This is a genomic window from Streptomyces sp. NPDC014870 (genome assembly GCF_043081505.1).
GTDB lineage: Bacteria > Actinomycetota > Actinomycetes > Streptomycetales > Streptomycetaceae > Streptomyces.
Genome location: NZ_JBIBWQ010000001.1, coordinates 409,255 through 432,245, shown reverse-complemented (window position 1 = coordinate 432,245; position 22,991 = coordinate 409,255). Strand labels below are relative to the sequence as shown.

The window sequence follows — 22,991 nt, the reverse complement described above, 5'->3', positions numbered from 1 at the left end:
ATACTGATCGCTTGTATCGGCGCGCTTGATGCCGCCCAGGACAGTGACAAGCCGCTCGATGTCGCCGTCGTCGGCCATCTGCCTGCCCTGCCAGCGGAGGAGATCCTCGCGTTCGAGCCCCCGCGCCCCTTGGGGGCGGGGAGGCCGGCGGTCGAGCCGTGTGCTTCCCCGTCCGCTCGCTTCTTGGCCGTGACGTTCTGTGACGCCAGGCGCCCAGGGGGCCACGAGGACGGTGGCCGACCGGATCGGTCAGGTCCCGCTAGGTCCCGTGTTCGCCGAGGGCGGCTCGGGCGGTTCATCGAGGACGCTCCACGCGATCGGACCCAGCAGGTCCGCCAGGCGCTGGAAGACGTCGATGAGCATGTCGTCCACGGTAAGGACACCGACGATCCGGTGACCGTCGAGGACGGGCAGGCGACGGAACCCGGACCTGCGGAAGGTCCGGTAGGCGACGTGGATGTCGTCGGTGACGTCGACCGTGATCACGGGTGAGGTCATCACCGAGTCCACCCTCTCGTCGGCGTCCCATCCACGGGCGACAGCGCGCACCGCGAGGTCCCGGTCGGTGACGATGCCGCGGAGCGTTCCGCCTTCCGTGACCAGGACCGAGCCGACCTCGTACCCGGCCATCTCCCGGGCGACCTGGCCCAGGAGTGTCCCTGCAGGAACGGAGACCGCCGGACGGCTCATGACCTCGGAGACCTTCATCCCGCCTCCAGGTAGGGGCGGCGGAAGACCAGAGGGCCCGTGCCGTACGGGCGTACCGCGGCCAGCGCACGGTCGACCGCGGCCTCCAGAGGGCCGCTGGTGTCGACCGAGACGGCCTCGGTCCACGGCGACTCGCGCTCCGCCATGGCGATCGCCACGTCGACGTCCGCGTCGGACGGTCCGGTCGTGCGGGCTTCCAGGCGCGCAGCCGCCGTCGCCTCCGGGGCGTGACAGTGCAGGGCCACGAGGTCGGCGCTGGTGCGTTCGGCCATGCGCAGGGCGGCCTCGTGCTGTGCGGCGTTCGACCAGGTGGCGTCCAGTACGACGGACTCGCCGCAAGACAGCAGGGCGGATGCGCGATCGAGCAGGGCCGCATACGTCCTGGTGGTCCACTCCGGTGTGTACAGGCCCTCGCCGTACGGGGCGGCGGCGGGCTGGTCCGCCGGGATGCCGGCGAGTTCCTTGCGTACGCGGTCGCTGCTGAGCAGCGTGACACCCAGGCGGTCGGCCAGCGCTCCGGAGAGCGTGGACTTGCCGCTGCCGGGGAGGCCGCCGACAAGGGTCAGGCCGACGGCGGACGTGCGCAGATGGCGCAGGGTCGCCGCGATCAGTCGCCGCGCCGCGAACTCCGCGCCGGGAGCACCCTGGCGTGCCTGGATCAGGGAGACCTTGGCGCGGACGAAGGCACGGTAGGCGACGTAGTGGTGGCGCAGGGAGGGGGGCGCGGGGTCGCCGGAGTACTCGCTGTACCAGGTGAGGAAAGAGGCCGCCGACTCCGGTGCGTCGAGCTGTTCGAGGTCCATGGCCAGGAAGGCGGCGTCGTCGAGACCGTCGACATGGCGGAGGTGGTCGTCGAATTCCAGACAGTCCAGGACGCGCGGGCCGTCGTCGAGACAGAAGATGTCCTCGGCGAGCAGGTCGCCGTGCCCCTCGACGATACGGCCCTGCCCGACGCGCATGTCGAACAGCGGGTCCCGGCCGGTGAGGTACTTTCGGACCAGCTTCTCGATCTCCTCCAAGCCGTCGGGCAGGGCCATGTCTTCGGCCACCAGGTCGCGCACCTGTGCGAAGCTCGCTTCCCAGCGCGACGACAGGGCGTCCCGCGTGCCCTGGGCGTCGACGTGCGCTGTGCGGGGTGCGTCCGCGTGCCGGGTGGCGAGGAGACGGGCCACTGCCCGCAGGCAGTCGCCGACGTCCGCCCCTTCTCGCACGAGCCGGGACAGACGGCGGTCCGCCGGCATACGGCGCATCACCACGAGAGGTTCAGGTGCCTCTGTGTGTGGGGCACGGATCTCGCCCACGCCCAGGTAGACGTCGGGCGCGAAGCGCCGGTTGAGCGCGACCTCACGTTCACACGCGGTCCGCCGTGCCGCCACGGCGGTGTAGTTCAGGAACGTGAGGTCGACCGGCTTCTTGAGCTTGTAGGCGCGATCGCCGACGAAGAGTACGACTGCGGTGTGGGTCTCGATCACCTCGGCGCGCGGGAGCGAGCCGGTGTCGAGCCCGGTGCCCGCCCCAAGCGCGTCCTCGTGATCCGGGCGGCCCACCGTGGTCTGCCCCCTCGGGTCGTCCGGTTCAGTCACCCGGACGCTCCTCGGCCGCGCTCTCCCGTGGTTTCCGGACGAACTCCGAAGGGACGCAGGCCGGTTCGAGGGCTGGCTCCATGGCGACCGCCTCCTTCCGTGCGATGCCGGGACGGACGGGCATGCGGGCGTGTCCGCAGGGGAGCGCACCGCTTCCCCTCAGAGAAGTACCTCAGGTCGTTCCATCGCGCACGCGGGCCGCGACGAGCGCGCCTGCCGTGGCGGACCTCCCGCCGATGACGACGTCACTCCGTTGTGCCGGAGGAAGGGCCCTGACTGCTCGTCGGGGGCAGGCCGGCCAGGACGAGGTCGACGGCGTCCTCTGCCCAGTCGGCACGACCGCCACGTCCGGCCATGTAGTCGGCGTAGAAGGGGCCGAGAAGTGCGGAGACGGCTGCTTCGAGGTCGGTCCCGGAGCGGATCTCGCCTCGGTCGCGGGCCTGTTCGAGTACTTCACGCAACAGGGCGCGCCTGGGCAGGACGGTGCGTTCACGCAGAAGGGTGAGGAGTTCGGGGGTGTGGGCCTCCTCGGCGAGGCAGGTGCCGATGAGAGCCATGCCGCGCACGCGTTCGACGGTAGCGGCGAAGTCCTGGAGGATGGCGATCAGGTCGGAACGCGTGTCCCCGCTCGTGGGTGGGGCGTCAGCCATGCGCAGAGCGGCGAGTGCGGCGGTGAGCAGGTCGGCCTTGGTCTTCCAGCGCAGGTGGATGGTGGACTTGCTGACCTGCGCGGCGGCGGCGACCTGGCTGAGGCTCATACGTGTGTAGCCGTGCGAGGCCAGCAGCTCCAGCGCCGCCTGGAGAATGGCGGCGTCCTTCTCGGCCGATCGCGGCCGCCCGGCACTTCTGCTCTCCGTATCACCCATCCGGTCAGCATAGGCGAAATCCGCACCGAGCGGTTCGGTACGGATTTCCGGCGGCCGATCAGCTCCTCGTCAGGCTCCGGCGATGTGGAAGTTGAAGTCGGCGTGGCCGAGCGATCCCCACAGACGCAGCCAGATCGGCAGCAGCATCTCCGCGCCGCGGGCGGTGCTGATGTCACCGAGGTCGAGGACGCTGCTCTCGGGCCAGCCGAAGGAGACGAGCAGGTCGGTGACGGCCTGCTTGGCGCCCGGGTCGTCACCGGAGACGAACACGCTGTGGTCGCCCGGGACGCGCGTCGGATCGACCATGATCTGCGAGTTCATCGTGTTGAGAGTCTTCACGACCCTGGAGTCGGGGAAGGCACGCTGGATCTGCTCGCCGAGGCTGTCGGTGTTGACCGGCTTCAGCGACGGAGGCATGCCCTGGGAGAAGTCCAGCGGGTTGGCGATGTCGATGAGCACCTTGCCCGCCAGGTTCGTCGCACCGGCTGCTTTCAGGGCCTGCAGGCTGCCGGTGCCCGCGGTGGTGTTGACGACCGTCTCGCCCCAGGAGGAAGCGTCGGCGAAGGCCTCCAGGCGGATCCGGTCATGCAGGGCGAGCCACTGGGCGAACGGCGGGTTTCCGTAACCGTCGGGCTCGGTGCGCGCGAGCGTCGCCTTCGGGTCGCGGGTGCCGATGACGACCTCGTGGCCGAGGGAAGCCAGCTTTGCTGCGATGGTCCGGCCGACGATGCCGGTGCCGAGAACTGCGTAGCGCACGGGAGAGGTCCTTCCGGGAGTGATGAGACACGACAGCAGGGCCGTCTTGCTGACGTTAAATCTAAACCGAGCGGTTCGGTATTGCAAGGGCATCGCCTTGGTTCCTGCACGAGGGCGGGCCCTTGGCGGTGCTGTCGCCGAGGGCCCCGATCGCGGGGTTCCACCCGGAAAGCGAGCAGTACCTGGCGGAGGCAAGGGTGTTGCCACTGCTGAGGCCGGTCATTCCGCGACGCGGACCGCGAGCGCGGGGCGGATGGCGGCCGCGCGGCGGGCTGGGCCGATCGTGGCCAGGAGCGACGCGGCGAAGGTGGCTGCGGCCAGGCCGCAGATGCTGGCCCATTCGACGGGGAACCCTCCTTCGAGGCCCTCGAATGCGGCGCTGTTGCTGTACATGAGCCACGTGGTGAGCACGCCGAGGAGCGAGCCGAGCACGATTCCCTCCACGGCGACGAAGGCGCTCTCCCACAGGAAGGACCGCTGGACGGTCCGCGCCCGGAAGCCGAGGGCCCGGAGGATTCCGATGGTGCGTCGGCGTTCGCGTACGGCGCGGACCATGACCACACCGAGGCCGGTGATGCCCACGCCGAGGCCCAGGACGAGGAAGCCCTGCATGAGGCGGAAGAAGGCGGTGCTGGAGTCGAACTGTTGGCGGATGTCCGACTCGATGGGTGTGGCGACCAGGCTGGAGGAGAGTTGCTCGCCCTGCAGTCGGGTCGCCAGGGCGTCGGGTGCGGTGCCGGGGCTGGTCCTCACCAGTGCGGAGGCGTTCTGTGCCTGGGTGCCGAAGAGTTCGCGCGTCGCCCGCTCACTCATCACCACGGGGTACGTGGTGGAACTGGCGCCGGTTCCCGGGTAGAAGACCAACCCGTTGCTGAGCACGCCGGCGATGACCTTCTGTTCGCTGCGGCCCGTCCGGGGATCCGTCAGGGTGAGGGTGTCCCCGGGGTCGTAATAGTCGCCGGCCGGGCCGCCGGTGCTGCCGAAGAAGCCGTCGAGAACGACGTAGCGGGGATCGGAGGCGAGGGCCCGCCAGACCGCGGGGTCGTCGGCCAGGCCGGGCAGCCGTTCGCGGAACGTGATGCCGGTGATCGCTCCGTCGGGTACGCCGACGACGGCGGTGTCCAGAGGCTGGGGGCTGCGTCCACCCGGATCGGTGGCCCGCCCTGTGGCGTTGAGCAGCGGTGACACGGCGGAGATCCCGGCGGCCGACGGGCCGCCGCGCAGATCGGGGACGAGTCGGTCGCCGGCGACCTGGGGGTTGTAGTCCAGTCGCAGGGAGTATCCGGCGGTGGCATCGGCGACGACTCCGTCGACGCCGGCCCGGAGAATGCCCGAGATCTCCGTCAGCAGCACGAGGACGAACACGATCAGGGTGTACATCACCAGCGTCGCACCGGTCCGGAACCGTTTGGCCAGCGGGTACGCGACGGCGAGCCGCGCCGCCAGGCCCGACTCCGACGGTCGCTCCAGGATCCTCCGCACCGGGCGGAGCAGTGTCTTCTGGTTGTCGCTGACGAGCACCACGGCCGAGAAAGCGGCCAGGGCGCCCTGGATGACGTACACGGACATCGAGGGAGTGTCGAAGATCCGTGGGCGTACGACGGGTGCCAGCAGCGTCCAGGCGAGCACGGCTCCCGCGACCAGAGTGGTGACCGTGTGGCGTGGAAGGACGCGCAGCAGCGCCGGAGTGGCGAAGGCGAGGGCGAGCGCCGGCATGAGGTAGGTGGCGTCGGGCTGGCTGCGCGCCACGGCCGGGACGGCCACCAACGCGCACAGGACGGCCAGGGTGGTGGAGACCGCCAGCAGACGGCGGCGTGGCCCCTGTCCGGGCGTGGCGGGGAGGTCGCGGATCGCGGCGATGATGTTGAACCTGCTGATCCGGACGCTGGTCGCGAGGATCGCGGCGAAGGCGATGAGCAGGCCCATGGCGAGTCCGTTGACGACGCTGGTGGGGGTGATGGCGAACGCGATGCGGATGCTGCTTCCGCCGACCGACCAGCCCTGGAAGATCTGCGCCGCCACCACGGCGACGCCCCAGCCGACGGCGACCCCGATGGCCACGCCCGGCAGCGCGGACAGCAACGCGTAGGTCGCCCCTTCGAGGGTGAAGGACCCGACAAGGCGCGAGCGCTTCATTCCCACCGCCCGCACCATGCCCATCTGGGACTTCCGCTCCTCGCCGAGCATGACGAAGATGTTCACCAGAAGCAGGGCGCCCGCGATGATGCTGAAGCTGCCGATCATGAGGAACAGGGCTCCGAGGGAGTCCCCGGCCTGCTTGGCATCCCGCAGGACGGTGTGCTTCGGAGCGTCGATCGCCGTCTGGTCGGCGAGCGGGCCAAGAGCCTGCCGGATGTCGGCGGTCACCCGATCCGTCAGGGCTTCGCCGCTTTCGACGCCGCCGCGATTGGACACGAAGGTGACCGAGCGCGGTTCCGCTCCGGCGGCCCGGGCGGCGGAGTCCAGGGCCTCCGGCGGCAGGAACACGTCGCGGTTGAGCCTGCCGCCCAGGCCCACACCGGCAAGGCCCTGCTCCGGGACCACACGCTCGACCCGGTACGTCTGCGGTGCCCCGAACAGATACACCGTGACCGGATCACCGGCTCCCACGCTCAGGGACCGGGCCAACGGCTCGTTGACCACGACCTGGCCGGGCCTCGGGTTCGGTCCGCCGAGACCGGAGTCCCCACCCGCCTCGCCGAAGCGCGACGCCTCGCCGAAGTCCATCTGCCAGGCCAGGACCCGTGGCTCGGCGACCGTGTGGTCGCCGGAGCCGCTGACGGCCGCTGCCTGAGTGGCTCGGGCGTTCAGCACTCCGTCGATGTCGGGGTCGCCGGCCAGGCCGGACAGGCGTTCGGTGACGGCGCGGCCGGTCGGCCCCGGAGGGGCGACCACGCGTTCGTCCACCGGTCCCAGCGTGCGGTACGCCTCCTGCCGTACGGAGAAGTTCAGGGTGTCACCGACGACCAGGGCCCCGATGACGATGGCCGTTCCGAGCATCGACCCGCCGATCACCAGCGCCGCCTCGGTGCGCCGACGGGCGACCTGCCGAAAGGCCAGCCGCCGAGACACCGGCTGCCGGACCGCGACCAGGACCAGGGCCGCGAGGGCGAGGGCCAGGGCGGTGAGCAGCGGGACGAGGAGGTTCGGGTACATGGTCAGCCCATGGGCGTGTCGCGGGTGGCGGCCGGGGCGGTGACGGCTTGGCGAACGTCGTCGACCAGTTGCCCGTCGCGCATCCGTATCAGTCGGGGGACGCGTGCGCCGATAGCGCTGTCATGGGTGACCAGGACGATCGTCTGGTCCTCGTCCTGGTTGAGCGTGCACAGCAGGTCCATGATCTGGTCGGCCATCGCGCTGTCCAGGTTGCCCGTCGGTTCGTCGGCCCAGACGATGGCCGGGCGTCCGGCGAGGGCACGGGCGATGGTCACCCGCTGCTGCTCGCCGCCGGACATCTCGCTCGGCCGGTGTTCGACCCGGTGACCGAGACCCACCCGGTCCAGGATGTCCAGAGCTCTGCGACGCGCTTCCTTCGGCCGGGTGCCCACGAGCAGCAGGGGCAGCTCCACGTTCTCCACCGCGGAGAAGACCGGTATGAGGTTGAACGCCTGGAAGACGAAACCCATGGTGTGAGCGCGGTGCTCCGTGCGCGCCGCGTCCGACATGGCGAAGAGGTCGTGGCCGTCGACCTCCACCCTGCCGCCGTCGATTTCGTCGAGCCCCGACAGGCAGTTCAACAGCGTGGTCTTTCCGGACCCGGACGGTCCCATGACCCCCACCATCTCTCCTTGGCGTACGAGGAGATCCAGGTCGAGCAGGGCTGTGACCTCGACGGAGCCCGTCCGGTAGATCTTGCTGACGCCGGTGGCGACGAGGAGTGCCCGGTCGGTGTTCATGCTCTCCATACCAACCGCCAGAAGGAGGTGAAGGCTACGGCCACCCAGGTCCGGAGGAGGGGCCGAAGGGCCCAATCGCCGGTTCACCTCGAGACCCGCCCGAGCGCGTTCGCCGTAGTGGTCAGGCGTCCGCTGCCGCTCGCGCGCGTCGCCGGACGGCGGTGGCGGACAGGGTCCCCGCGCCCGCCGCGGTGACGGCGAGGAGGACGAACCCCCAGGTGTAGTCGTGCGCGATGCCGTCGACCGCCCCCATCACGAGGGGTGGGAAGAAGCCGCCGAGGCCGCCCGCCGCACCGACCACTCCCGTCACCGAGCCGACCCGCTCGGCCGGGACCAGTCGTGCGACGAGCGCGAAGACCGCCCCGGACCCGGCGCCCAGGCCGCGGCCATGCCGAGGAAGGCCACCGTTCCGACGGGGACCAGTTCCGTCTCGAACGCCGCGACCAGGGCGCACGTCGAAACGAGCCCGTACGAAGCCGTCAGTACGGGCACGGGGTGGACGCGGTCCGACAGCCAGCCGCCCACGGGCCGCATGGCCACGGCGAGTACGACGAATCCTGCGGTTCTCAGTGCCGCGTCGGAGCGGTCGAGCTCGTAGGCCCGGGTGAGGTAGGTCGGCAGGTAGACGCTGAAGGCGACGAACCCGCCGAAGGACACGGCGTACAGGAACGCCAGCTGCCAGGTGGCGGGCGTACGCACGGCGAGGGCAGTGCGCGAGAGCATCGACCCTGTCGCCGTCGCGCGCCCCGGACAGTCGCGGAGCAGGAACCAGGCCACCCCGGCGTACACGGCAAGGCAGGCGGCCACGAGATCGAACGGGAAGGCCCGTCCGACGGCGTCGGCGAGCTGGACGGTGGTGAACGCAGACAGGGCCGTTCCACCGGTGCCGATGCCGAAGATTCCGAGGGCGACGCCCCGCCGTGCGGGTGGGTACCAGGCGTTGACGAACGGCACACCGACGGCGAAGGCCGTTCCCCCGAGCCCGAGCAGGAAGCCACCCGAGAGCACCTCCGCCAACGAGTCGGCCAGGTGACCCAGGTACAGCACGGGCAGGATCGTCAGGGCCGCGACGAGCGGGAAGACGCGGCGTGCGCCCCAGCGGTCCGTCAGCGCCCCCGCTGGGATCCGGCCGAGCGCGCCCACCACCACGGGCACGGCGACCACCAGCGACTGCTCGAACGAGCTGAGGCCGAGGTCGTCCCGGAGCCTCGGGCCGAGCGGGGCAAGCAGCGCCCACGCCCAGAAGCAGAGGGCGAACCCGGTGGTGGCGAGGAACAGCATCTGCCAGGGCCGCGGTGCATCCGTGACCGGTGGGGTCCCCGAGTTCCGGACCATGGTGGCCTCCCGGCAGCGATCCGCAGGGGCGACGTGAGCCCTGCTCCTTCCCACCCTCCGGCCGTCGGGATCCCGGCTCCATGGGCCGCTCGTTCCCATCCGTGGCCGACCGGACCCCTGCCGTGGGCCGGTCGGCCCTGTACGGGCGTCCTGGGGCGATGCACGGTGGGAGTGGCGGATGGACCATGGGCAGGGTGTCCGCTCCTGTCGGTCCGCCGCCGGGAGTGAGAGTGGCGATGATGTTCTGGTACGGCGACGGCATGAACGGATGGGGCTGGTTCGCCATGTCGGCCGGCATGGTGCTGTTCTGGGGCCTGCTCATCACCGTCGCGGTGATGCTCTTCCGCACACTGGATCACGCCTCGCAACGGCCGCCAGGGTCTCGGCCCGCCACGTCGGCCGAGCAGATCCTGGGCGAGCGACTGGCGCGTGGTGAGATCGAGGAGGAAGAGTACCTTCGGCGCCTGACCGCCCTGCGCGGTGCGGAGCCGTGAGTCTCTTGTCCGGCTGGGATGCGGGCGGGGAACCGGCCGGTCACGCTGGGAGCATGAGGATGTCCGGGGAGCCGGGCCCACGCTCGGACGCGCTCCGTGAGCTGTCCGCCCGGCACGGAAGGCGCGGGGGGCTGTTGCCGGCCGCCTTGGAGCGCGCCAGGGCGGGCACCTCCGAAGGGCCCGAGGCATGGGCACCCCAGGTCGCGGAGGCAGCCGGAATCCCGGCCGCCGCAGGGCTCGGCCCGGCCACCTTCTTCGCCGATCTCGCCGCCCCGCGCGGCGAGCGGCACGTACGGGTGTGCACCGCCACGGCGTGCTTCGCAGCGCGGGGCGGACGGCACCTGGCGGAGGTCGAACGCGCCCTCGGAGTGACGGCGGGCACGGTCGACGAGGCGGGTTCCACCTCGTTGCAGACCGTGCACTGCCTCGGCTACTGCTACGCGGGCCCCGCCGCCCTCGACGGCACCCTTCCCCGTATCGGCCCAAACCTGGCCGACCAACTCCGCGGGCGGGCCGAACCGCGCACGCTGGGCATCCCCGCGGCCGACACCACCGGGGCGCCCGTCCTGCTCGCCGGCATCGTGGGAGGGCAGGACGCCTGGGACGTGTGGCGACGGGCGGTGGCCGGACTGCGGCCTCGCGACCTACAACAGGAGACCGCCGCCTCGGGACTCCGCGGGCGAGGCGGCGCCGGGTTTCCGGTGGCCGACAAGTGGGCCGCTGCGGCGGGGAAGCCCGACACGGTCGTCGTCGCCAACGGGGACGAGGGCGACCCCGGCTCGTACGCCGACCGGCTGCTCATGGAGGAGGACCCCGAGCGCGTCCTCACGGGCCTCGCCCTGGCCTGCTTCGCCTGCGGAGCCGGGCGCGGGATCGTCCTCGTGCGCTCCGAGTATCCGAAGGCCATGGCCCGGCTGCGCCTGGCGGTGGAACGTGCGACGGAGGCGGGCGACCTGGCTCCTTCGGTCGGGGCAGCCGGTCCGCGGCCGTTCGTCGAGATCGTCGAAGGAGCCGGCTCCTATGTCTCCGGCGAGGAGACCGCCCTCATCGCCCGACTGGAAGGCGCTCGTGGCTGTGCGCGACCCCGGCCCCCCTACCCCACGGACCACGGCCTGTGGGACACGCCGACGGTGGTCAACAACGTGGAGACCCTGGCCGCCCTGCCATGGATCGTCGCCCACGGCGGAGCGTCCTACTCCCGGCGCGGCGTACCGGACGAGACCGGCACCAAACTGGTGTGCCTCTCCGAACGCTTCGCCCGGCCCGGAGCCTACGAGGTCGAACTCGGCACTCCCGTGGACGAGATCGTCACCCGGTTCGGCGGCGGCCTCAAGGACGGGCGTGAGCTCGTCGCCCTCCAGATCGGCGGGCCCCTCGGCGGCTTCCTCGCAGGGCACGCGCTCGACGTTTCCCTCACCACGGCAGCGCTCGCCGAGCACGGCGCGGCCCTCGGTCACGCCGGCATGGTCGCCTTCGACGCCGACACTGATCCGTACGAACTCCTCCGGCATGTCTGGGAGTTCGCCGCCGACGAGAGCTGCGGGGCCTGCTCTCCCTGCCGGATCGGTACCCGACGAGGACGAGAACGAGCACAGGGCCGGGACGGGCCGGGGGAGTCCTACGAACGGCTGGCGCGACTGATGGCCGAGGCGAGTCTCTGCGCCTTCGGCAGGCGCGTCCCCGCCGCCGTCCGCAGCCTGGCCCGAGCCTTCGGGCCGGCCCTGGGAGGGTGGGATCGATGACACGGCTCCAGGTCGACGGAGTGTCGGTCGAACTGCCCGCCGGGGCCTCGCTCCTCGACGCCGTACGCGCCACCGGAGTCGACCTGCCCGCCCTCTGCCACGATGACCGCCTCCGGCCGGTCGGCTCCTGCCGGACCTGCCTGGTCCGCGCCGACAGCCGCACCGTCGCCGCCTGCGTCACACCGGCGACACCGGGCCTCACCGTCGACACGACCGAGGAGGGAGTGCAGAACCTGCGCAGGGACGCGGTCGCCCTGATCGCCTCGGCGCTTCCGCCGCGCGCGCTCGCCGATGGTGCGCACAGTGAACTTGCCGAGGTGTGCCGGGCCTTGGGGATCTCTGCGGATGCGGCCGCCGGTGACTCCACGCGCGGACCGGACGAGAGTCACCCGTACGTTCACCTCGACCCCGACCTGTGTATCGCCTGCGGGCGCTGCGTCCGGATGTGCTCCGACGTCCAGGGCACGTTCGCGCTCACCCTCACCGGGCGCGGCGCCGACACGGTCGTCGCCCCGGGAACTGGTGGCGCCTGGGCCGCATCCGACTGCGTGTCCTGCGGCGGCTGTGTCGACACCTGCCCCACGGGCGCGATCACCCAGCCCGGCCCCGGGCAGGGCCTCACCACAGGGCAGGCGCCCGCTGATCGCGTGCGCACCACCTGCGGCTACTGCGGCGTCGGCTGTGCCCTCGACGTCGTCGTCCGCGAGGACCGCGTCGCCGCCGTCCTCCCCGCCCGGGACGGGCCGGTCAACCGGGGCCACGCCTGCGTCAAGGGCCGCTTCGCGTACGGGTACCTCAGCTCCGCCGAACGTCTCACCGAGCCTCTCGTCAGGGAGAACGGAGCTCTGAGGTCGGTGAGTTGGGACGAAGCGATCGCCCGGGTAGCCGACGGCCTGCGCGCGGCAGTGCGTGACGGCGGCCCCGACGCGGTCGCCGCGATCTCCTCAGCCCGTGCCACCAACGAGGAGAACTACCTCGTCCAGAAGTTCCTGCGGACCGTCATCGGCACCAACAACGTCGACAACTGCTCCCGCCTCTGCCACGCCCCTTCCGCTGCCGGCCTCACCGCATCCTTCGGACGTGCCGGGGGCACCGATCCTTTCGACGACGTCGAGACCGCCGACTGCCTCCTGGTCGTCGGGGCCAACCCCGTCGAAGCCCACCCCGTCGTCGGAGCCCGCCTCCTCCAGCGGGCGCTCGCAGGCGCCTCCCTGATCGTGGCCGACCCCCGAACCGTCGGACTCGCCCGCCATGCCGACACGCACCTGCGCCCCCGCCCCGGCACCAATGTGGCCCTCTTCCACGGCCTCGCCCACGTCCTCGTCGAGGCGGGCATGACCGACGCGGACTTCCTCCGCGATCGCGCCACCGGACTGGACGAACTCGCCGACCTGCTGGCCGACTACCCGCCCGAACGGGTCGCCGAGATCACGGGCGTCCCCGCCGACGACATCAGGAACGCCGCCCGGCTCTACGGCCACGCGGAGCGGCCGGCCGTCGTGTACGGACTCGGCGTCACCGAGCACCTGCACGGCACCGACGGCGTCCGGACCCTGGCGAACCTCCCCATCCTGCGCGGCGCCGTCGGAGGCACCGGCCGCGGGTTCGGCATCAGCCCCCTGCGCGGCCAGAACAACGTCCAGGGCGCCTCCGACATGGGAGCCCTGCCCGATCTGCTCCCGGGGTACGGCCGGGTCACCGACCCGGAGGCCCGCGCCCGCGCCGAGGCGGTGTGGGGCCGGCCGGTCCCCGAACAGCCGGGCATGCGCATCCCCGAGATGTTCGCGGCAGCCCGAGAAGGCAGGCTGCGGGCGTTGTGGATCATCGGAGAGGACGTCTGCGCGACCGACCCCGACAGCCGGCGCGTCGCCGAGGCCCTCGACGCCTGCCCCCTCGTCGTCGTCAACGAGCTCTTCCTCGGCGAGACCGCCCACCACGCGGATGTCGTCCTGCCCGTGGCCTCCTGGCTGGAGAAGGACGGGACCTTCGTCAACTTCGACCGCCGCTTCCAGCGCGTACGGCCTGCGGTGACTCCACCGGGCACGGCACGCTCCGACTTCGAGGTCGTCCATGCCGTCGCCGATGCCCTCGGTGCCGACCTCGGCTGCCCCACCCCAGCGGCGGCACTCGCCGAATGCGGACGTGTCACGCCTCTCTTCGCGGGCCTCTCACACGAGCGTCTCGACCGGGAGGGGGCCGTACCCTGGCCCTGCCCCGCGCCGGACCGACCCGGCGAACGCACTTTGTACGCCGACGAGTTCGCCACGCCCGACGGGCGTGCGCACCTGTCGGCGGCGCCCTATCTGCCACCCGGCGAAGAACCGGACCAGGACTATCCGCTGGTGCTCGTCACGGGGCGCCGATGGGCCCACTACAACTCCGGGAGCATGACCCGGCGCGGCGGCAACCTCCTCCTCGACGCCTCCGACCACCTGGACCTGCACCCCGAGGACGCCGCCCGGTTCGGAGTCCGGGACGGCACCCACGTCACCGTCGAGAGCCGCCACGGACAGGCCCGGCTCGTCGCCCGCGTCGGGAGGGAACTCGCTCCCGGGCAGGTCTTCTGCGCCTTCCACTTCCCTGCCAGCGGAGTCAACTCCCTCACCTCGGAGCACGCCGACACCGTGACCTCGTGCCCGGAGTACAAGGTCACGGCGGTACGGCTGCGGCCTACCGCTTCCGACGGCTGATCGGCACCGAGCTCAGGAGTGGGGCACGAGGGCAACGGGCGCCGGGCTGTGGTGCAGCACCGCGTGGGCCACGCTGCCGAGGTGAGCGCCCAGCGCCGAACGACGAGTGCGCCGGCCCAGCACCACCAGCGAGGCCGTCCGGGAGGCCGCCACCAGTTCGAGCCCGGCCGATCCGACCGCCACACCGGCTGTCGCATCGACGTCGGGGTGCTTCGCCCGCCAGGGCTCCAACAGGTCCTCCAGAGAACGCCTGATCTCCGGAACCATGGACAGCCTGAAGTCCGGGACCATGGCCGGCCCCATTCCCGCATGCAGCGGGAGCTGCTGTACATAGACGACGAGGACGGGTCTGTGCCGCCGTGCCGCCGCCTCGAAGGCGAAAGCCAGTACGGAGTCCATGGGCTGTCGCGCGTCAGCCCCGACCACGATCGGCCCGCGTGGCGTGCGTGCCGTGTCGACGGCCCGTACCAGGACGACAGGCTGATCGACGGCACCCGCGACCGTCAGGCCGACCGAACCGAGCAGGTAACCGGCCACGCTGCTGAGCGCGCGCGAGCCGAGGACCAGCAGCTCGCTCTCCTGAGCCGCGGCGACGAGTCCCGGTACAGGGCCGTCGGTCAGCAGTCGCGTGGTCACCGAGAGGCCGGGATGGCGCTTGACCAGCTCGGTTGCGGTGCGTGCCACCATCTCCTCGGCCCACGCTTCCTCGGAGTCCCGCGCCAGGAAAGGAAGAACGGCCTCCGGAACGGGTACCTGCGCATGCACGAGACGGACACCGGTGCCGCGCAGCAGCGCCTCCTCGGCCGCCCACTCCGCGGCGGCCTTCGCTTGTTCTGTTCCGTCCAGGCCGACCACGATGCTCCGCGTCATGACCGTCCACCTCCTCGTGCGGTGTCATCGACGTCGTACGTGAGACGAGTACAGGAGACCGAGACCACGCCGTCCACCGTCGCGCACATGCGCTCGATCGCCGGGATCATGCCTCGGAAGGGCAGCCTGCCGCTGAGGTCCACCCGTCCGTCGTGCACCTCGACGCCGAGGGCGGCCGGTTCGAGTCGCAACGTGTCACCGAGCACGTCTTCGACGATCTCCCGGCGGATGGCGTCGTCCTCGCGGAGGAAGATGCCCACCAGGTCGCGGCGGCTCACGATGCCCACCAGGCGGTCCTCTTCGTCGACGACGACGAGCCGCTTGACGCCCTGGACCTCCATCAGCCGTGCCGCTTCCGCGACGGTCCAGTCGGGGCGGGCGCACACGGCGGGGGCGGTCATCAGTTCCTCGGCCCGTGTCCCCTCGGCCTTCGCTCGCTCCCACGCCTCCAGGTCCGGGACGGCCGGCAGGCCACCCGGTGTGGCGGCTTGGTCGGCTGTCTTGCGCAGGAGATCCCCCTCCGACACCACCCCGACAACCCGGCCCCCGCCGTTCAGCACGGGAACCGCGGTCACTTGGTGTTGCGAGAGCGTGCGGGCGATCTCCTTGAACGAGGCGTCGCCGCGGACGCTCACCACCTTACGGGTCATCAGCCGACTGATCCTGCGGTGATGCATCAGCCTCTCCTTCCCTGTACGGACGTACGTGCCTCGCCCACGAGGTGAGCGGCGCAGCCGTCCCAGGTGTCGAGTGCCGGATAGTCGTCCTCGGTGAGTTCCGTCCCGCTGAGTTCGGCGAGCGCCTCGACGAACTCGAGGAAGTCCAACGAATCCATCTCGAACGTGTCCCGCAAGGAGGCATCCGGATCGAGCCCGGTGAACTCGGCGCCGGGGACGACACGCTGCACTGCTTGCCGAACGAACGCCTTTGCCTGTTCGTGGTTCACAGTTCCTCCGGTCGTTGCAGGAGCCGGTCCATGCTGGTGAGGAGGCGCGCGCCGGTGGCGCCGTCGGCGGCTCGGTGATCGGCGGACAACGTCGCCGTCAGCACGGGACGCACTCCCAGCAGCCCGTGCACGGCCACCGGCCGTTCGACGATCCTGCCGAGGCCGACGAGCGCGACCTGCGGCGGGTAGACGACGCCGAAGACCGCCTCGACGCCCTGGTCGCCGAGGTTCGTGACGGTAAGACTGGGATCGGCGGTCTCCGACGCGCGGAGCCGACCGCCCCGTGCCCGTGCCACCAGGTCCTTGAGCGCGGCCATCACTTCGGCCACGGAGAGTGTGTCGGCGTGGGCGAGGGCCGGGGCGACGAGGCCACCGCCCCGCAAGGACACGGCAACGCCCAGCCGTACCTCCTCCGCCGGAACGAACCCGTCGCCACCCCAGTGCCCGTTGAGTTCGGGCACTTTGCGTGCTGCCATCGCGACGGCCTTGAAGGTGAGCGCGGCGGGCACCAGACGGGCGGACAGCGGCAGTTCGCGGTTGCGGGCGTGCATCCACTCCAGCGCCGCTGCCATGTCGACGGTCGTGGAGAGATAGAAGTGCGGGATCTCCCGCTTGGACCGGCTCATGAGCCGGGCGGTCGCCGCCCGAGCGGCGTCCGGGACGGCCGGCCGCCGGGCGCTCTCGGCGGCCGCCGAACGGACATCCTCGGCACGGACGGTGCCTCCCCGGCCCGTGCCTGTCACCGCGGAGAGGTCGACGCCGAGTTCCGTGGCCAGCCTCCGCGCGAGCGGTGAGGACTTCACGCGTTCAGGAGCGGGACGCTTCCCGGTCGAGTCGTCGCTGCGGGCCGGCTTCGCCGGCCGTGGCGTCGGCGCGGTCTTTTCGCGCTCTGCTGGTGCTGGCTCCGGCTCCGGCTCCGGCTCCGCGCGCTCCACGTCCGCGCGTGTGATTCTGCCTCCTGGACCCGATCCATGGAGGGCGGCGAGGTCCACGTGCCGGTCCTCGGCGATTCGGCGGACCAGGGGCGTCGACGCCGGCGGGCTTTCGACGGGCGGGCTTTCGGCGGGACGGCTTTCGGTCGGCTGGCTTTCGGCGGTCGTGCCGATACGTGCCAGCGGGGTGCCCACCGGCACGGTAGTGCCCTCGTCGACGAGGAGAGCCTCGACCGTACCGCTGTCGAAACACTCCACCTCGATCGCCGACTTGGCGGTCTCGACCACGGCGATCACGTCGCCCCGCGTCACCTGCTCACCCGGGTGCACCAACCACTCGGAGAGTGTGCCCTCGTCCATGTCGGCGCCGAGCGACGGCATCGTGAACTCGGCCATCTCAGCTCACCACCCGGCGCGCCGCCGCCACGATTCCGGCAGGCTGGGGGAGTGCCGCCTCCTCCAGTCGACGGGCATAGGGAATCGGGACCTCCACGCTGCACACTCGTTCGACAGGCGCGTCGAGTTCGAAGAACGCCTGCTCGTAGATGCGCGACTCGATCTCGGCGGACAGGCTGCCGCTGCGCCACCCCTCGTCGACCACGACGGCCCGGTGGGTCCGCAGGACCGACCCGACGATCGTGGCGTCGTCCAGGGGCCGCAGCGTCCGCAGGTCGACGACCTCCGCGTCGATCCCTTCCCCCGCCAGTGTCTCTGCGGCTTCGAGAGCCTTGGACACACAACCGCCGTACGCGACGACCGTGACGTCGGTGCCCTCGTGGCGGACGGCCGCGTGGTCCAGGTCGACCTCATGGACCTCCGGATCGAGCGTGCCGGCCGCGTTGTAGAGGGTGCCGTGTTCGAAGAGCAGGACCGGGTCGGGGTCGGCGAGCGCGGCCGCCAGCACATGGCGGGCGTCGTCGACCGTGGCCGGCGCCAGGACCCGGAGCCCGGGGATGTGCGCGTACCAGCCTTCGAGGCTGTGGGAGTGCTGGGCGGCCAGCTGCCGTCCCGCGCCCGTCGTCATGCGGATCACCAGCGGCACACCGAGCTGCCCGCCGGACATGTGCCGCAGGGTGGCGGCGTTGTTGAGGATCTGGTCCAGAGCCAGCAGGCTGAAGTTCACCGTCATGATCTCGACGACCGGCCTCATCCCGGCCAGAGCGGAGCCGATCCCGGCTCCCACGAACGCGGACTCCGACAGAGGCGTGTCCCGGACGCGATCAGGGCCGAACTCCTCCAGGAGGCCGAGGCTCACGCCGAAGCAGCCGCCGTAGCGGCCCACGTCCTCGCCCATGAGGAAGACGCGATCGTCCGAGGCCAGGGCATCGCGCAGACCCTCCCGAAGGGCCTCCCTGTATGTCGTGGTGCCGTCGTCGGGATGCGCCCGCGGTCTCGTCCGCGTGCTCATGACGAAGCCTCCTCGTGTCGGCCGGTGACATGAAGCAGCAGGTCTTCGGCCGACTCCTCGGGAGCCTGTTCGGCCGCCCGGACGGCCCGGTCGATCGCCTCCACGACCTCGTGGTCCAGGGCCTCTTGGGCCTCGGTATCGAGGAAACCGGCCTCCCGCATGCCGTCGGCGAGGCCCGTGACAGGGTCGTGCCGCTTCCACTCCTCGATCTCGTCCTTCGGCCGGTACCGGTCCGGGTCGTACATCGAGTGCGCGCGGAAGCGGTACGTCCGCATCTCCAGGAAGTGCGGTCCGTTGCCGGCCCGTATCGACTCGACCGCCCCGCGCGCCGCCTTCTCCACGGCGTGCACGTCCATGCCGTCGACGGCCCAGGCCGCCATGCCGTACGACGCGGCCCGCATGGCGAGGTCCGTCTGGGCGTGTTCGCGGACGAGGGCCGTCCCCATCGCGTACAGGTTGTTCTCACAGACGAAGAGCACGGGCAGTCCCCAGAGCGCCGCCAGGTTGGCGGTCTCGTGGAACTCGCCCTCGGCGAAGGCCCCGTCACCGAAGAAGCAGCAGGTCACCCCGGACTCGCCACGCATCCGGTCGGCGAGCGCCAGGCCGGCCGCGAGTGGCAGCCCGCCGCCGACGATCGCGTTGCCGCCGTAGAAGCGTCGGGCGGCGTCGAAGAGGTGCATGGAGCCGCCGCGACCGTGGCTGCACCCGGTGGCCTTCCCGTACATCTCCGCCATCACGGCCTCGGGCGCTATCCCACGGGCCAGGGCATGGCCATGCTCGCGGTACGTCGAGACGACCGCGTCCCGCTCGTCGAGCGCCTGGTGGACGCCCACCGCCACTGCCTCCTCGCCGATGTAGAGGTGGACGAAGCCGCGGATCGCCGCCGCGCTGTACAGCTCGACGCACCGTTCCTCGAACCGCCGGATGAGCAGCATCTGCCGCAGGAGATCCAGGTCGTGGGTGTTCGCAGGAGTGCGGGAGGGAGTCGCGGTCGCGGTGCCACGAGCACGACGGGGGCGCTTCGTCCTTGGTGTCCCGGCGGACGTGCCGCCGCGTGCGGTGGCCATCACGGCTCCTTCCCGGACATGCCGGCCGTCCCGGCCGGTTCGGGTGTCTCCAACGTCGACACATCACCCTCGGGCAGGCCCAGTTCGCGGGCCCGCAGCAGGCGCCGCATCACCTTTCCGCTGCGCGTGTGGGGCAGATCCTCGACGAACTCGATCTCCCGGGGAGCGACGGCCGGGCCGAGACGCCGTCGGGCGAACGCCAGGACATCGCGCCGCAGTTCGCTGTCGGGCTGATACTCGGGGCGCGGCAGCACGAACGCCTTGACGATCGCGCCGGCCAGCGGGTCGGGGCGTCCGATGACACCGGCTTCGGCAACCGCCGGGTGCTCCATGAGCGCACTCTCCACCTCGAACGGCCCGATGAGGTGCCCTGCGGACTTGATGACGTCGTCGGCCCGGCCCACGAACCAGTACCAGCCGTCGGCATCGCGGCTCACCAGGTCGCCCGTCAGGTACCACCCGTCGGCGAAGCATGTCTCGTACCGGCTCGGCTCGTGGAGGTAGCCGCGGAACATCGACGGCCAGCCCGCTCGAAGGGCGAGCTCGCCCTGGGCGCCCGGTTCCCGGAGGGTCTGGACGTGCCCGCCGGTCATCGCGGCCCGGCCGTCCTCGCCGCACGACAGCACAGCGGCCTCGACACCGGGAAGGGGTCGGCCCATCGAGCCGGGCCGCACGGGATCGGCCGCGAAGTTGGCGATCATGATCGCGCCCGTCTCGGTCTGCCACCAGGTGTCGTGGACCGGCAGCCCGAGTGCTTCTCGTCCCCAGTGCACGGCCTCGGGGTTGAGCGGCTCGCCGACGCTCGCGATGAACCGGAGCGCGGAGAGGTCGTGGCGCGTGGCAGGCGTCGCGTCGCCGCTGCGTGGTGCGGCCCGCATGAGCATGCGCAGTGCGGTGGGGGCCGTGTACCAGACGGTGACGCGCTGGTCGGCGAGGATCCCGTACCAGCGGGCGGGGGCGAAGTCCCCTTCGTCGACGACGGTCGTCACGGCGTGGGTGAGCGGGGCGATGATGCCGTACGACATGCCGGTGACCCAGCCGGGGTCGGCGGTGCACCAGAAGACGTCGCCGTCGTGCAGGTCCAGGGCGTAGGCGGCGGTGACATGGTGGGCGAGGACCGCCTCGTGCACGTGGATCGCGCCCTTGGGGGTGCCCGTCGTGCCGCTGGTGAAGTGCAGCAGCGCCGGCTCGGCCGGATCGGTCGGCCCCACGGTGTACTCGTCCGGCGCGGCGGACGTGAGAGCGGGGTAGGAGAGGGTGTCCGGGGGCGGGTCGGTCCCGGGGTCGAGGAGCAGCACGTGGCGCAGGTGCGGAAGCCGGGACCGTACCGGGGCCACCTTGCGCTCGTACAGCTCCCGCGTTGTGACCAGAGCCCTGGCGTTGCCCAGCTCCATGCGCAGCGCGACGGGTTCGGGTCCGAAGGCGGTGAACAGCGGGCAGAGGACTCGTCCGGCACGCAGCGTGCCGAGGACGGTGCTGTACAGCTCGAAACGGCGGCCGAGCAGGGTGAATACGCGCTCGCCGCGTTCCACGCCCAGCGTTTCCAGCAGGTGCGCGAAGCGGGAGCTCTCGGCCGCGAGCCGGGTGAAAGTCACCGTCTGGACGGATCCGTCGCGGGCGACACAGTGCAACGCTACGCGTTCGCCGTGGCCCTCGCGCAGGTGCCGGTCGACCGCCTCGTAGCCGATGTTGACGCCGCCGTCGGGCAGCCCGGCGAGGCGGGACCGCTCGCGTCGCCAGGAGAACGTGGCCCGAGCGCTGTCGTAGTCGGGCATGACGGGTCCTACCCACAGGGCGTTCATCGCGGTGGCTCCACGTCGAGCGCGAGGTTGTCGTACGTGTACTCGATCGATTCGTGCAGGGCGACGACGCAGTCTACCGAGCGGCAGAGCCGCACGATGATGGGGATGTCGGCGCGCTCGTCGACCCGGCCCGTCAGCCTGACGACTCCGTCGTCCACGGTCACACGGATCGTGTCGGGGGCGAGGCGCAGGGTGCCGACCAGGACGTCGTGCTCGATCTCGTCAAGGATCGCGGTGTCACCCCGCAAGAAGGGACGCAGCAGGTCACTGCGGCTGATGATCCCGACGAGCCGACCTGTCTCGTCGATGACGGGAAGCCGTTTCACCTTCTTGAGGTGCATCGTTCGGGCCGTCTCGACGAGGTTCCAGGCCGGCTGGGCCGCGACAGCGGGCGAGGTCATCAGCTGGGCGGCCGTCTCCGCGTCGGGCAGCCCTCGTTCCTGGGGCAGCAGTCGGACGCCCGCCGCGCGGCCCTCCAGATCGGGGAGCTCGGCGGTGGTCCGCAGCAGGTCGGCCTCCGAGACCACTCCGAGCAGGCGTCGGTCCGGGTCGACGACCGGAACCGCCGAGATGTCGTTGTCGGCGAAGAGACGGGCGATCTGCTTGAACGAGGTCTCTGGGGCGGCGGTGACCACGTCGTGGGTCATCACCTCGAAAACCGTGCGGTGCTGCATGACGGTCCTCCTTCGCGGGGAAGCGGCCCCGGTAGTTCTCACCCTGCTGTGCGAGGCTCACCCTCGGGCAGTGCCGAATGGTCCCCTTCCGGGACTGTTCGCCCCTATGACGGTCGGCCGTCCGAGACGCACGCTGGACGGCGAGAGCGCCGGTCTCGGGAGGGCCGCGGCCAGGTGCGTGGGTCGGGAGGCGAGAACAATGACTGCGACCGGAACACGGAAGGGCGAGGTGAAGCCACGCGCCGGGTTGTGGGCTCGCATCGGCGACCGGCTGATCGTGGGTGGTGCCACGGTCGGGGACGAGGGGCGCGACGGTGAGATCGTCGGTCTGCACCACGTGGACGGCACTCCCCCCTTCGACGTCCGGTGGTCGGACACGGGCCGGGTCACTATGGTGTTCCCTGGCCCGGACGCGCGGGTCCAGCACTTTCCGCCGCATGACATGAGGGCCGCTACGCGGTCGTGAACGCCGCTACGCGGTCGTGAACTCCGCCGCTGCGTCGACCACGCCGGGCACGGCCCGGGTGAGCCGCAGAGCCAGATCCGTAGGGACGGACTGGGGCAGATGTCCGGTGAGCGTCACCACGCCGTCCGCGACCCGTACGGTGAGTGCAGCGTCGCCCTCCGGGATCAGGTGCGTGAGGAGTTCGTGCCTCACGTCCTCGGCGAGTTCGGCGTCGGAGCGCAGGTAGACCTTGAGCAGGTCGCCCCGGCTGACGACGCCGACCGGGCGGCCGTCCTCGTCCACCACGGGAAGTCGCTTGAGATGGCCCCGACCCATCAGGCGAGCGGCCCCGGCGATCGTGGCACCGCGCGAAACGGTGACCGCCGGCGCCGACATCAGGCTGCCCGCCGTCACCGATCCCACGCCGTCCCGGTCCTCTCCCGGAACCTTGCCGAGAATGTCCGCCTCGGACACCACGCCGACCACCCGCCCCTCGGCCGACAGCACGGGAACCGCGCTCACGCCCCAGCGCCGCATGGACTGGACGATTTCCTTGACCGGCGCATCGAGCCTGGCGGAGACCACCGCATGGGTCATCACGTCGTCGACGGTACGTGGGTGCTTCATGACCGGCCTCCGGTACTCCTGCGCCCTGAGTCCTGTTGCTGAGAGCGTGTCGCCGCCGGGCGGCAGCGGCAAGGGCCGAAAGGGGCACGTTCGTACCCGGGCAGCCCTGGCACGGACCGTCGACCGGGGCTTTCCTGAAAGTGAGGAGGG

General features: G+C 71.3%; 19 protein-coding genes and 1 pseudogene. 4 read left to right on the top strand and 16 right to left on the bottom strand.

Annotation, left to right across the window (positions count from 1 at the left end; all coding sequences use genetic code 11):
- Positions 1–249 precede the first annotated feature (249 nt).
- From ACF09C_RS01835 to ACF09C_RS01805, 7 genes and pseudogenes are all read right to left on the bottom strand, one after another.
- Complete coding sequence (locus ACF09C_RS01835; RefSeq protein WP_392087497.1) at positions 250–708, bottom strand: cyclic nucleotide-binding/CBS domain-containing protein; 459 nt, start codon at positions 706–708, stop codon at positions 250–252.
- Positions 705–2,180 (bottom strand): AAA family ATPase, encoded by a 1,476-nt coding sequence (locus ACF09C_RS01830; protein ID WP_392088655.1) that lies wholly within the window; start codon positions 2,178–2,180, stop codon positions 705–707. Before ACF09C_RS01830 ends, ACF09C_RS01835 begins: the two co-directional genes overlap by 4 nt.
- Positions 2,181–2,536: 356 nt before the next feature.
- A complete protein-coding gene (locus ACF09C_RS01825; protein ID WP_392087494.1) occupies positions 2,537–3,157 on the bottom strand; it encodes a TetR/AcrR family transcriptional regulator in 621 nt (206 codons plus the stop codon).
- Positions 3,158–3,226: 69 nt separating this feature from the next.
- Entirely contained in the window at positions 3,227–3,913 is a 687-nt protein-coding gene (locus tag ACF09C_RS01820; RefSeq protein WP_392087492.1) for an NADPH-dependent F420 reductase, read from the bottom strand.
- A gap of 219 nt (positions 3,914–4,132) precedes the next feature.
- The gene (locus ACF09C_RS01815; protein ID WP_392087489.1) at positions 4,133–7,069 is read right to left on the bottom strand and encodes an ABC transporter permease; all 2,937 of its coding nucleotides are present in this window, start codon (positions 7,067–7,069) and stop codon (positions 4,133–4,135) included.
- A 2-nt stretch (positions 7,070–7,071) separates the two neighbouring features.
- Positions 7,072–7,809 carry an ABC transporter ATP-binding protein gene (locus tag ACF09C_RS01810; RefSeq protein ID WP_392087488.1) on the bottom strand — a complete coding sequence of 246 codons (738 nt, stop codon included), beginning with the start codon at positions 7,807–7,809 and terminating at the stop codon, positions 7,072–7,074.
- Positions 7,810–7,930: 121 nt separating this feature from the next.
- Positions 7,931–9,144: pseudogene (locus ACF09C_RS01805) on the bottom strand (nitrate/nitrite transporter).
- A 236-nt stretch (positions 9,145–9,380) separates the two neighbouring features.
- On the opposite strand from ACF09C_RS01805, the gene ACF09C_RS01800 reads away from it, so the two are divergent.
- The 3 genes from ACF09C_RS01800 to fdhF are packed head-to-tail and all read left to right on the top strand — an operon-like array spanning position 9,381 to position 14,070.
- A complete protein-coding gene (locus tag ACF09C_RS01800; RefSeq protein WP_392088654.1) occupies positions 9,381–9,638 on the top strand; it encodes an SHOCT domain-containing protein in 258 nt (85 codons plus the stop codon).
- A 53-nt stretch (positions 9,639–9,691) separates the two neighbouring features.
- On the top strand, positions 9,692–11,380 hold the full coding sequence (locus ACF09C_RS01795; protein WP_392087485.1) for an NAD(P)H-dependent oxidoreductase subunit E: 1,689 nt from the start codon (positions 9,692–9,694) through the stop codon (positions 11,378–11,380).
- Positions 11,377–14,070: a formate dehydrogenase subunit alpha gene (gene fdhF / locus ACF09C_RS01790; RefSeq protein WP_392087483.1), complete on the top strand. Its 2,694-nt coding sequence runs from the start codon at positions 11,377–11,379 to the stop codon at positions 14,068–14,070. Before ACF09C_RS01795 ends, fdhF begins: the two co-directional genes overlap by 4 nt.
- A 12-nt stretch (positions 14,071–14,082) precedes the next feature.
- On the opposite strand, the gene ACF09C_RS01785 is transcribed toward fdhF, so the two are convergent.
- The 8 genes from ACF09C_RS01785 to ACF09C_RS01750 form a co-directional block, all read right to left on the bottom strand.
- Positions 14,083–14,940, bottom strand: a complete 858-nt coding sequence (locus tag ACF09C_RS01785) for a universal stress protein (protein ID WP_392087480.1) — start codon at positions 14,938–14,940, stop codon at positions 14,083–14,085.
- Positions 14,937–15,617 (bottom strand): CBS domain-containing protein, encoded by a 681-nt coding sequence (locus ACF09C_RS01780; protein ID WP_392087479.1) that lies wholly within the window; start codon positions 15,615–15,617, stop codon positions 14,937–14,939. The genes ACF09C_RS01785 and ACF09C_RS01780 overlap by 4 nt, the downstream gene beginning before the upstream one ends.
- Positions 15,617–15,886, bottom strand: a complete 270-nt coding sequence (locus tag ACF09C_RS01775) for an acyl carrier protein (protein ID WP_392087477.1) — start codon at positions 15,884–15,886, stop codon at positions 15,617–15,619. The genes ACF09C_RS01780 and ACF09C_RS01775 overlap by 1 nt, the downstream gene beginning before the upstream one ends.
- Positions 15,883–17,214 (bottom strand): 2-oxo acid dehydrogenase subunit E2, encoded by a 1,332-nt coding sequence (locus ACF09C_RS01770; RefSeq protein WP_392087474.1) that lies wholly within the window; start codon positions 17,212–17,214, stop codon positions 15,883–15,885. The genes ACF09C_RS01775 and ACF09C_RS01770 overlap by 4 nt, the downstream gene beginning before the upstream one ends.
- A 1-nt stretch (position 17,215) precedes the next feature.
- Positions 17,216–18,226: an alpha-ketoacid dehydrogenase subunit beta gene (locus ACF09C_RS01765; RefSeq protein WP_392087472.1), complete on the bottom strand. Its 1,011-nt coding sequence runs from the start codon at positions 18,224–18,226 to the stop codon at positions 17,216–17,218.
- Positions 18,223–19,161 carry a pyruvate dehydrogenase (acetyl-transferring) E1 component subunit alpha gene (gene pdhA, locus ACF09C_RS01760; RefSeq protein WP_392088651.1) on the bottom strand — a complete coding sequence of 313 codons (939 nt, stop codon included), beginning with the start codon at positions 19,159–19,161 and terminating at the stop codon, positions 18,223–18,225. The genes ACF09C_RS01765 and pdhA overlap by 4 nt, the downstream gene beginning before the upstream one ends.
- Before the next feature lie 131 nt (positions 19,162–19,292).
- On the bottom strand, positions 19,293–21,095 hold the full coding sequence (acsA, locus tag ACF09C_RS01755; protein ID WP_392087470.1) for an acetate--CoA ligase: 1,803 nt from the start codon (positions 21,093–21,095) through the stop codon (positions 19,293–19,295).
- Positions 21,092–21,769 carry a CBS domain-containing protein gene (locus ACF09C_RS01750; protein WP_392087468.1) on the bottom strand — a complete coding sequence of 226 codons (678 nt, stop codon included), beginning with the start codon at positions 21,767–21,769 and terminating at the stop codon, positions 21,092–21,094. Before ACF09C_RS01750 ends, acsA begins: the two co-directional genes overlap by 4 nt.
- Here ACF09C_RS01750 and ACF09C_RS01745 point away from each other — a divergent pair.
- The gene (locus ACF09C_RS01745) at positions 21,666–22,235 is read left to right on the top strand and encodes a DUF1918 domain-containing protein (protein ID WP_392087465.1); all 570 of its coding nucleotides are present in this window, start codon (positions 21,666–21,668) and stop codon (positions 22,233–22,235) included. The two genes, ACF09C_RS01750 and ACF09C_RS01745, sit on opposite strands and share 104 nt — an antisense overlap.
- A 6-nt stretch (positions 22,236–22,241) precedes the next feature.
- Here the strand turns inward: ACF09C_RS01745 and ACF09C_RS01740 are convergent, their stop codons facing one another.
- The gene (locus tag ACF09C_RS01740; protein WP_392087463.1) at positions 22,242–22,841 is read right to left on the bottom strand and encodes a CBS domain-containing protein; all 600 of its coding nucleotides are present in this window, start codon (positions 22,839–22,841) and stop codon (positions 22,242–22,244) included.
- Positions 22,842–22,991 lie beyond the last annotated feature (150 nt).